Source organism: Spirosoma pulveris, from assembly GCF_054781875.1.
On record NZ_BAAGTO010000035.1, the window covers coordinates 1 to 8,548 of the forward strand.

7 protein-coding genes are annotated in these 8,548 nt (G+C 52.8%); 5 read left to right on the top strand and 2 right to left on the bottom strand.

What is annotated here, in order from left to right; genetic code table 11:
• The first annotated feature begins 911 nt into the window (after window positions 1-911).
• Window positions 912-1,367: a response regulator gene (locus tag ACYVJM_RS31680; protein ID WP_461152131.1), complete on the top strand. Its 456-nt coding sequence runs from the start codon at window positions 912-914 to the stop codon at window positions 1,365-1,367.
• Window positions 1,368-1,594: 227 nt separating this feature from the next.
• Here ACYVJM_RS31680 and ACYVJM_RS31685 read toward each other — a convergent pair whose 3' ends face one another.
• Together ACYVJM_RS31685 and ACYVJM_RS31690 are read right to left on the bottom strand one after the other, a co-directional pair.
• Window positions 1,595-2,140, bottom strand: a complete 546-nt coding sequence (locus ACYVJM_RS31685) for an RNA polymerase sigma factor (protein WP_461152132.1) — start codon at window positions 2,138-2,140, stop codon at window positions 1,595-1,597.
• 409 nt (window positions 2,141-2,549) lie between these two features.
• On the bottom strand, window positions 2,550-3,047 hold the full coding sequence (locus ACYVJM_RS31690) for a hypothetical protein (protein WP_461152133.1): 498 nt from the start codon (window positions 3,045-3,047) through the stop codon (window positions 2,550-2,552).
• 1,328 nt (window positions 3,048-4,375) lie between these two features.
• Here ACYVJM_RS31690 and ACYVJM_RS31695 point away from each other — a divergent pair.
• The 4 genes from ACYVJM_RS31695 (at window position 4,376) to yidD (ending at window position 7,797) form a co-directional block, all read left to right on the top strand.
• Window positions 4,376-4,966 carry a LytR/AlgR family response regulator transcription factor gene (locus ACYVJM_RS31695; protein WP_461152134.1) on the top strand — a complete coding sequence of 197 codons (591 nt, stop codon included), beginning with the start codon at window positions 4,376-4,378 and terminating at the stop codon, window positions 4,964-4,966.
• A gap of 894 nt (window positions 4,967-5,860) precedes the next feature.
• A complete protein-coding gene (locus ACYVJM_RS31700; protein ID WP_461152135.1) occupies window positions 5,861-6,238 on the top strand; it encodes a hypothetical protein in 378 nt (125 codons plus the stop codon).
• Between the two features lie 230 nt (window positions 6,239-6,468).
• Window positions 6,469-7,152, top strand: coding sequence for an SGNH/GDSL hydrolase family protein (locus ACYVJM_RS31705; protein ID WP_461152136.1), 684 nt, complete (start codon window positions 6,469-6,471; stop codon window positions 7,150-7,152).
• Window positions 7,153-7,437: 285 nt separating this feature from the next.
• Window positions 7,438-7,797 (top strand): membrane protein insertion efficiency factor YidD, encoded by a 360-nt coding sequence (gene yidD, locus ACYVJM_RS31710; RefSeq protein WP_461152137.1) that lies wholly within the window; start codon window positions 7,438-7,440, stop codon window positions 7,795-7,797.
• Window positions 7,798-8,548: the final 751 nt, after the last annotated feature.

Sequence of the window (8,548 nt, forward strand, 5' to 3'; positions counted from 1 at the left end):
GCTTAGGGACGCGGTTGGACAGTTGAAAACAAGTGACTTGTTTATCGGTATAGTCTTTTCTGCCTTGCATACCTCAAGATACAGAAAAGGCTACTTAAATCTCTAGGTAGAGTTGTGCAACAGCCACGAGCGATTTGTGAGACAATAACTTTTAAGTAGCTGTCCAGGCCAACTATTCACATACGACTCTCAGAATAGGCTGCTTTTAAGACTTACTCACCGCTTTCTTTTAGGAACCAGATCGAAGGAATGGTTGCCGTCTCAAATCAGTATTGACGTAGTTGCCTTACCTACTCCGGCCAACCTTGAAAGCTGAACGGCTTCCGGGCGTACACGGTGGCGCCCCGGCGGCCAGCTTCGAGCCGGCCGGCTCGAAGCTGGCCGACAGCATGAGGATGGGTACCAGATGGCCCTGCGAATGCTGCCCCAACCACTTAGACCGCTGTGGAGATGAATGTCCGACCAATACATGCGCGGGCCCCGACCCGACAAATCGCCCAGATACCTCGCCGCTTGGTCATAGGTGCTGGTAGGGATGAAAACCGCTTCGCGAAAAGCACGCTTCGCTGCTCGGTTAAAAAGATCGATAATGTGGGCGTCATCGTCGACCAACAGGATGGCAAGCCGGGAGGATAGGCTATTTAAGAGGGATAAATAGCCTATCCACCGCCGTGGCTACGCACGGGTACGTCCGCTCCGGTTAGCTCATTGATAACACACTTATTGGTTCAGCGCTAGTTGGCGCAGCCTGCTAGCTTACAACAGCTACGGGCAAGGGCTTGTTGGTAGTCAAAGAGGATACAACCAGTTTTGTTGCCGCAACGCTAAGTTAGAGCACTTATTTTTTACGTTTAAGCAATCTGTGTAAAACGGCTGCCCGTATATTGGCCGTGTATTCAATCGCCATGCCTATGTCAGCGGACTTATCGGAGCCAGTCTTTACGATCTTAGTAGTGGATGACGAGCCGTCCATTGGTGAGTTATTAAAGAGACTTGCCCAGCAAGAGTTTCCCCAGGCTTCTTGGGTCAGCACCCGCTCGGCCCAGGAGACATGGCAGTACCTCGAACAGACTTCGTTGAAGTTACCCCAACTGATCCTGTTGGATCTCGACTTGCGGGCGGCTACCAATGGCCTAGCCTTGTTAGCCGAGCTCCGGCAGCACTTCCAGGGTCGGGTACCTATCATTGTCTTGAGTGCTACCGCTGAGGTAGCGGACGTGGAACAAGCGTATAGTCAAGGGGCAGTGGCCTACACCCAAAAGCCGGAGGACTTATCCGCCTGGCGGGCCTATGTGCGCCTGCTGAGGGCTTATTGGTATCAGGCAAGCCGACTACCCGGCCAAGGGGCTGGGGAGCTCCCCTGGTGAGTGATAAGGGGACAAACCGGTTTACCAATACTGGCCAATCGCGTCGAGCGATTGAGCGGCCTGTAAAACCAACTGCCGTCAGGTCCGCTTCACGGGAAGGAATCAGCGCTATCCTGAAGGATGAGCATCAACGCCCACCCGGGCAACGCGGTTTCACCCCCTAGTCGGGCCGAGTGAATAGCCAACGGGTTCAAGGCGCCTGGTGAACCCAAATATAAGTTCCCCGCCTATTGGTTGGCTATCTGTTGATAGCACTGATAGGCTTTCTGGCGGGAACGCCTCAAGCGCATTTTGACCGCACTCTCCTGCAGACCCAACTGGCGGGCAATCTGGTGGATCGGCAGGCCCTGCTGATACTTCATCTGCAGGAGATCAACCTCCTGTGAAGAAAGCTGACCGAGCACCTGCTGAAGCAGCGCCAACCGGTCTTCCAGGGGCGTTTCCTCCTCGTTGTCCGCTAATTGATGAGTCGCATCGTCCTCTAAATTTGTCATGGGTAGGCGCTTGGTGGCTTTGATTTGGTCCAGGCAGTAGTTGAAGGAGATGGAATAAAGCCAGGTGGAGAAGGTGGACTTGCCCTCAAAGCGGTCCAGCCGGTCGAAGGTGCGCATAAAGATATCATGGGTGTAATCCTGGGCTTTCTCGGTGTCCTTGGTGAGCGACAGACACCGGTTGTAGACTTTCCCCACATAGCGGTTGTAGAGGGCCTCGAAGCAAACAGCGGGATTGGTGGTGAAATGCTGGCGGATGAGTTCTTCGTCGTTGAGTTTCATGGTTTACTCGTGAAGGTGGTTAAGCAAACAAAAGATTTTCATTTTTGATGTATCGACACAAATTTGTTTAGACTTCCTCGCCAAAGCGAACGCATTTCGATGAAGCGTTCGTTTTACCCACTTTTTGGTTACGAATGTGTCCCCAAGCGGTCCGTAGGCCAGCGGATTTATCATCCATCTCTGGGCGGGTACTGCTGATCCAGACCAATACCCCCTTCTGAGCGCAAAGAAACAGACGAATCAGCTTGCCGCCAGCGCCCCTGGTCAACTGCTGTTTCAACCGCCAGTCAGCCTATGAGCCGTCAGGTCAGATCAGCTCGTTTCAACGAGCGAGCCGCCCTGGTTTCACGGCTAGCCTCTGGGTGTAACCAGTGCCCTTCCCATCAGCCCTGGCCGCGTCTTAGCATCGCTAGGGCAGGGGTTGGCCGCCTACTTTGTAACTAATCACGCCGTGCAGGTCGGCCTGCAGTTTTTGGGCTAGCTCATGAAGGTAGAGAAAACCCCGATGCGCCAAGGTTGACGCACGCTTTTGATGACCATACCTCACCGGTACCGGGTGGCTTTCCACTCCCGCACCATTTTCTTTCATCCCCTGCAGGGTACCGGTGAGTTTGACCAGCCCGGCGTTGACCGATAACTGACTCACTAAAACAACGTCTTTGTGCTGGTCAAAGGGATAACCCGGGGCGCTAATCAGCAAACCGGCATGGGCTACCGAGAAGGGAATGGCTTGCTGGGCCAGGATCCGAGTAATGGTCAAATAGGCCTCTTTATCGGCCAGATCCGTGGTAATCAACACCGTGTTAGCCCCCGGGAAAGGGCTGGCTTGCCCATAACTAAGGGTCAGGCTGCCACTCAGCAGCAGGATGAAGCAGTAGCGTATGTGGCTCGTAATTCTGTGTACCATAAAAGCGTCTATCAACGCGTGTCATTTTTCGTCAGACGCCGCCCTGAGGGTAATCAGCCCTGATCCTTGTTCTCCACCGTCAGTGTGCCTGCGTACCGGGTAGGGGTGGTGAATACAGCCGGGTTTACGCGTGCTTTAAAGCCAACGCAAGCAAGTAGACAACCGGTTAATAAACGGAGTCGAAGCAGGGTAATCTGCACGGTTAGGGTGAGAACCGGCGTTTATTGATCACCGAAAGCTTGGGCCTACAAGCTGCCTGACACAAAAAGAGCGCCAAGGGATTTGGTCTCTTCAATATATATATTTAGCGGTAATCTTATTTTGACTAAGTAGGTATATTAAACTAGCCTTACTTTTAAAGCTTGTCATTCAGCACGTTTAGTGAGCGCGTAAGGCGTTTACAAACATCGTCCAGGGTAGTATTTTCTACATAAATGAGGTCTTGAATCCGCATCTCCAGTCCGGTGTTGATCCGTTAAGGGGGGATGAGACCGGCTAAGAAAGGATGAGTTGACAATGTAGGAAAGGACAAATAGGCGCCTTTTAGGCTTGGATAGATAATACTACCTTACTCAGTTAGGCCAGACGTTCGGGCGTAGTCAGTCCACTGAGCTACTGAGTCCCTCGATTGGGCAACCTTTTTTTGGCAAAGCCTAGTAGCGTCTCAAAGCGGGACAGGTGGGATTCGGTCCATTTTTCTAGGCAATCAATCGCAGCTGAGGTGTTTAGGGCGGGTAAGGGCCGCTCTGGTGACAAACCTAGTTGAGTCAGGTCTAAATACGGTAGGCCTCACCCGTTAGTAATCATCTATATGCGCATCAACGTATATTACCATCAGCTCTCTTTGACTATTTATCCCTCCATAGCTAGACGGCTAAAGCTCACACCGGGGCAACAGTTAAGCTCAATTCACCAAGCGATGGACGTGCTCAATCAAAATGCAACCCACCAAGCCTTAGTGAAAATGGCGAATCAGCGGTGCCTAAACTAGGCGGCCTGTGGTTGGCCCTGGTAACTTACCGCCGGATCGTCTTTGTTTTATCTTGCTTTTCGGGTAACCAATCATTACTGGCAATTCCCTACCTGATTGCCTTAATCCCGATTAAGACATTGTTTTTTACTATCTGTCCAATGCTATCCATTGCATACGAGCCTAGAAACAGACCGAAAGGCTTACCCAGGTTGCCCGGTCGATAATATGTCGGGTTGGCCTCATTTCTTTTTTGTTCATTCGCGTCTAAACCGTAGATAAGCACACAGTCACTATACCATAATGGGAGAATTCGAAAACGCCTGGTCCAGCTGAACCAGGCGTTTTACCCCTAAACGTGAAGACTTCGGGACGGTGGGTTGACCCGGCCGAGATTTGGACCCTCCACCCCCGCGTGCTGAGGGTGGATGCCTTTTTGAACGTGATGAAACCCAAACAACCTGCTCAGGGCATGCTAGCCCTGCCCGGCTATCCTACTCCACAACCCGTGGCCCAAATCCGCTGGCTGGAAGGCGTGAGAAACTATACCCGTATCCATCTGAGCGGGGAGAAGAAGCCCCTACTGGTCTGCCGAACCCTGAAATACTTTGAGGACCCGCTGCCGGCGTTTCTGCGGGCCAACCGGGGGGCCTTGATCAACCCCGCTTATGTGCGGGCCGTAACCTGGGTCAATGCCATGAACATGGCCCTAACCTTACCCGATGATGTGCTGATCCGGGTTTCTCGCCGTCGGATCGCGGCAGTGGCCACTAAACTGGCCGTTATGGAACCCCTGTTGGTATCCGCCGTTAGTCCCTGCTACAACCCGAGCTATAGCCTGACCCATGAGGTGCGGTTGCCGGAAAACATAGTTGTTCCGGCGGTCATTCATCAGCCGCCGTCCAAGGCGGGCCTGCTGGTAGACGCCCCAGGCCCGTGGTTACCCTGAGCTGATTAAGCCGGGAGCGGCCCGCTTAGTTAACTTGGCGCCGAAACGGATCGCCTCGAGTCCGCTTCCCGAGCGGCTTACTGCGGGTATCCCCAGGGGGCTGCACGCAGCCTTTTTTGGAGCAACCCAGGCCAATGAATAAAAACGGGAAGCCGCTTGCCTTAAGCGTAAGTGAGGGGCAGACCCGCGTCGGCACCGACGGCTAACCCGCTAGGGTAATAGACAGTTAGCTCAGTTGGTTTGCTCACCAATCGAAACAAAACAGCCAACCCCTAGTGAAAGCATTGGCGGTCAATCTATACGTAACGTACTATGTTCAGTTTATACACTATAAACTGGAGTATTTATACCTTATTGTGTAAACCCTATCGGGTAGGACTAAAGAACACTGCCAAGTCCAAAAACAGACTGGCGGTCGCTTTACGGTATAGGTAACCTTACCCTAACCGATGTAAGGCCAAAGTAAGCCTGGTTTCAGGCTGGATGCCTCGTCCAAAATGCCTTGTTTCGACAGGGGTCTGGTTGGGCTGGGTATCCACTGGGGCTACGAAATGTCTCCAGTAAACTGAGGCCCAGCGGCGTAAGCGCCTCCAGGGAGAAAACTTCACACATCGACCCTTCTTTGAAGCGCACATCCAACCCCTAGGAAGTGAAGCGGGTGGGCTTGCTCAGCCGCCTGAATGTTTACTCGAGCCATCCCGTTTCGGGCTTAATTAATTTTTTTAAGGGCATTACAGGCTCAGCCTGAGTCACCTAGCCCACTTGAATTAGACTAGCGGCACCATGACTGAATTCGATTATACAATTAATTAGTTTATCTTTACAAATAGTAACATAAGTCCATGTGTTGCTGCGTATATGCTCGTTTACTGCTTCATAAAATCTGTATTGGTGATGTTCTTCCGTCGCCTTACCTCCCTGGGCTCACGTCTGCAGCGTCAGCTAAGCCGTTCCTCTACGATCCGCTACCAATTGAACTATCTGGAAACAGGTGGGCGGGGTACTTCCTTCCCCGTTCAGGGATTGACGGGTAGCGTTACCGTTACTCGGCGAAGCAACCGGCTCGTGTTAACCATCCGCGTGAAGAGTCTGGACGGGATGCATCGCCTCATTACGCTTTATCGCAAGCCCCTCAGCCAGGACCTTCTCGGTTTGTACGAGTCGGCAAACTCGACGGCGCTGATCGGCGTGATCGATGCGTCCCTGCTACAGATTGAGGCCCCTGATCCCGACGGAGCGGCCCCGGTCATTTTACGGGCCACCCGGCCCTGATGGCTCATCGTCTTGTCCGGTTGGTTATCCTTTCAGGGGCTGGTCGAGCTCCTTTTGCTCGACCAGTCAACCCGCTTGCTGAATCTGTTTCGGAGCCCACCTGAGCCGGGTCCAAGCCATTAGGGGTCACGTGTCTTGACAATACTGACCGCGGGCGCCAAGAGAACGACGAATTATGACCATTTGTTCTAGCTACTTTTATTCTGACGCCTACAAAAAGTTAGTTAACCATGCAATACAGATCACTATTGCTGCTTTTTGCGGCTCTGCTAGCCAGTTGCCACCCCACCCTAATCGACCTACCCCCGGCAGGCACCCGGCCACCGGTTCGGCAAACCATCGTCATCATCGGGTCCTCGACGGCCGCCGGCTGGGGGGCTTCCGACTACCAGTATGCCTGGGCGGGGCTGCTCACCCAACAGCTCACCAACGGTCGGGTGGTGAACCTGGCCAAGGGGGGCTACACCAGTTACCAGTTACTACCGACCAACGCCCCGCACCCGGCTGACCGGCCCGAGGCGGACACCCTGCGCAACCTCAACGCAGCGCTCAAAGAGAAGCCCACTACCTTGCTCATCAGTATCTCCTCCAATGACCTGATCATTGGCTGCAGCGTGGAGGAGATCATTGCCAATTTCAATACCATTCGCAGTAAGGCGCTGGCCGCGGGTGTGGCCCATGTCCTAATCACCACGCCCTTACCGCGGAACTACAGTGCCGAGGTGACAGCCAACTTACTGCGGCAGCGGGACCAGGTGCTGAAGACCTATGGCAGCTCGGCGGTCAACATCTTTGACCCGCTGGCCAACGAGCAGCAGTTAACCAAGGCTGAGTTGTTGAGTGGGGACGGCATCCATCCCAATGACAAAGGGCATGCCCTCCTCTTTACCATCATCGCAAGCTACCTGCTGTAAGCATCAAGTCAGAATCGATGAGCGATGAGGTCTTCAACCAACGCTTTACTAGCTACAGCGTTGAGCCGCCTATCCGTTGCTCGCCCTGTTGTCTTGGGGCTAACAGTAGGGTGTACCAAACTTACGGCATGGAGGACTGCGAGTAGTAATCACCAGGGGGTGATTAAGGAAAAGGCCTCCGTTTATCGACCCGGGTAACTACCGCTGACTAAATAAGGGGTCTTCACCCCTGTAGATGACTAGACTACGTTTCTTTTTACCCTATTCTCTATCAACGATACGCCCATGAGTCACCATCAAATTCGCTCTATCACCATCAAGGGTGTTGAGGTCAAGCTGGTTTTAGATGAAAAGCGTCAAGTCAGCCTGCTGCGCTCCCTGACGGGTACAACCCCAACGGATACCCAGGTGGACGCACTTGCGGTTCCGGCCGGCCCCCGCTGGTTGCGCCTAAGCGTGCGCGCGCTGAAGTGGTATCGCCTCAAGCTAGCCCCGGGGATGGGGCTGGGCTGCGTTTATGAACCCTCCTGTTCGCGCTACGCCGAACTGGCCCTGCGTCAGTATGGATTCAGGAAAGGGCTGGTCTATACGTTGAAACGCCTGCACCGCTGCCAGCCCGGGGCGGGCGGGCTTGATTATCCCTAGTCCCCGATGATAGCCTGCGTAAGTCTGCACTCGCTGGCCTGGTTTAGGCCGTCCAGGTAGTGGCCTACGTTCAATGATTGCGGAGTAGGTGGTTAAAATTAGTTTATGGTTGGATTGTGTAAAGGCTAGGAACGGGAGGGTCAGTTGTCATTCGATTCCTCGCGCAGCTACCTTTCTAATCCCATCCCATTGGGCATTATCTTCAGGAAGGGTTACTCCGCCCCGGTCCCGTTGAGGCTGATGTATAGTATATACCTTTCACCTATAGTCACTGATAGCCTGCTGGTTGATAAAAGAAAAGACGCCGTTGGAGCTAACCGTTCATTGCCGGACGACTCATTTTAAGCGTAAATCTACAAACGCTCCTTCGTCTCACTTTGGAGCGAATTTTGAGACGGTAGTCTTTTAATAACTGTCAACTAAGATCAGTCGCATACGGATCTTAGAAATATAAAAACTAACTTCGGGTTAAATATTTGTCCATTTCCCAGACCCGTTCGATAGCTCATGATGAGCGAGGGCCGAAAAAGTATTCTTTAAGACACAAGATGGCAAGCCCAAACATCACAACGGTGCCGATCAGGTGTGCAACATCTCCCCCTGTCATGTTCTCAAAAATAGGACGTGTATGTCGTCAAATGAAAGTGGACAGATGCGGGTGAAAAGAGAAGAGATACTTTTAAGCACTTTGAACTCGCTGAAAAATATGACTTTTCCGCCGTTGGGCCATCGTTAGCTGCTTGATTTTTTG

Coding starts and splice junctions, on each gene's coding strand:
- ACYVJM_RS31680 (WP_461152131.1), top strand. CDS start 912: ATGTCAGCGGACTTATCGGAGCCAGTCTTTACGATCTTAGTAGTGGAT.
- yidD (WP_461152137.1), top strand. CDS start 7,438: ATGAGTCACCATCAAATTCGCTCTATCACCATCAAGGGTGTTGAGGTC.
- ACYVJM_RS31700 (WP_461152135.1), top strand. CDS start 5,861: ATGTTCTTCCGTCGCCTTACCTCCCTGGGCTCACGTCTGCAGCGTCAG.
- ACYVJM_RS31690 (WP_461152133.1), bottom strand. CDS start 3,047: ATGGTACACAGAATTACGAGCCACATACGCTACTGCTTCATCCTGCTG.
- ACYVJM_RS31705 (WP_461152136.1), top strand. CDS start 6,469: ATGCAATACAGATCACTATTGCTGCTTTTTGCGGCTCTGCTAGCCAGT.
- ACYVJM_RS31685 (WP_461152132.1), bottom strand. CDS start 2,140: ATGAAACTCAACGACGAAGAACTCATCCGCCAGCATTTCACCACCAAT.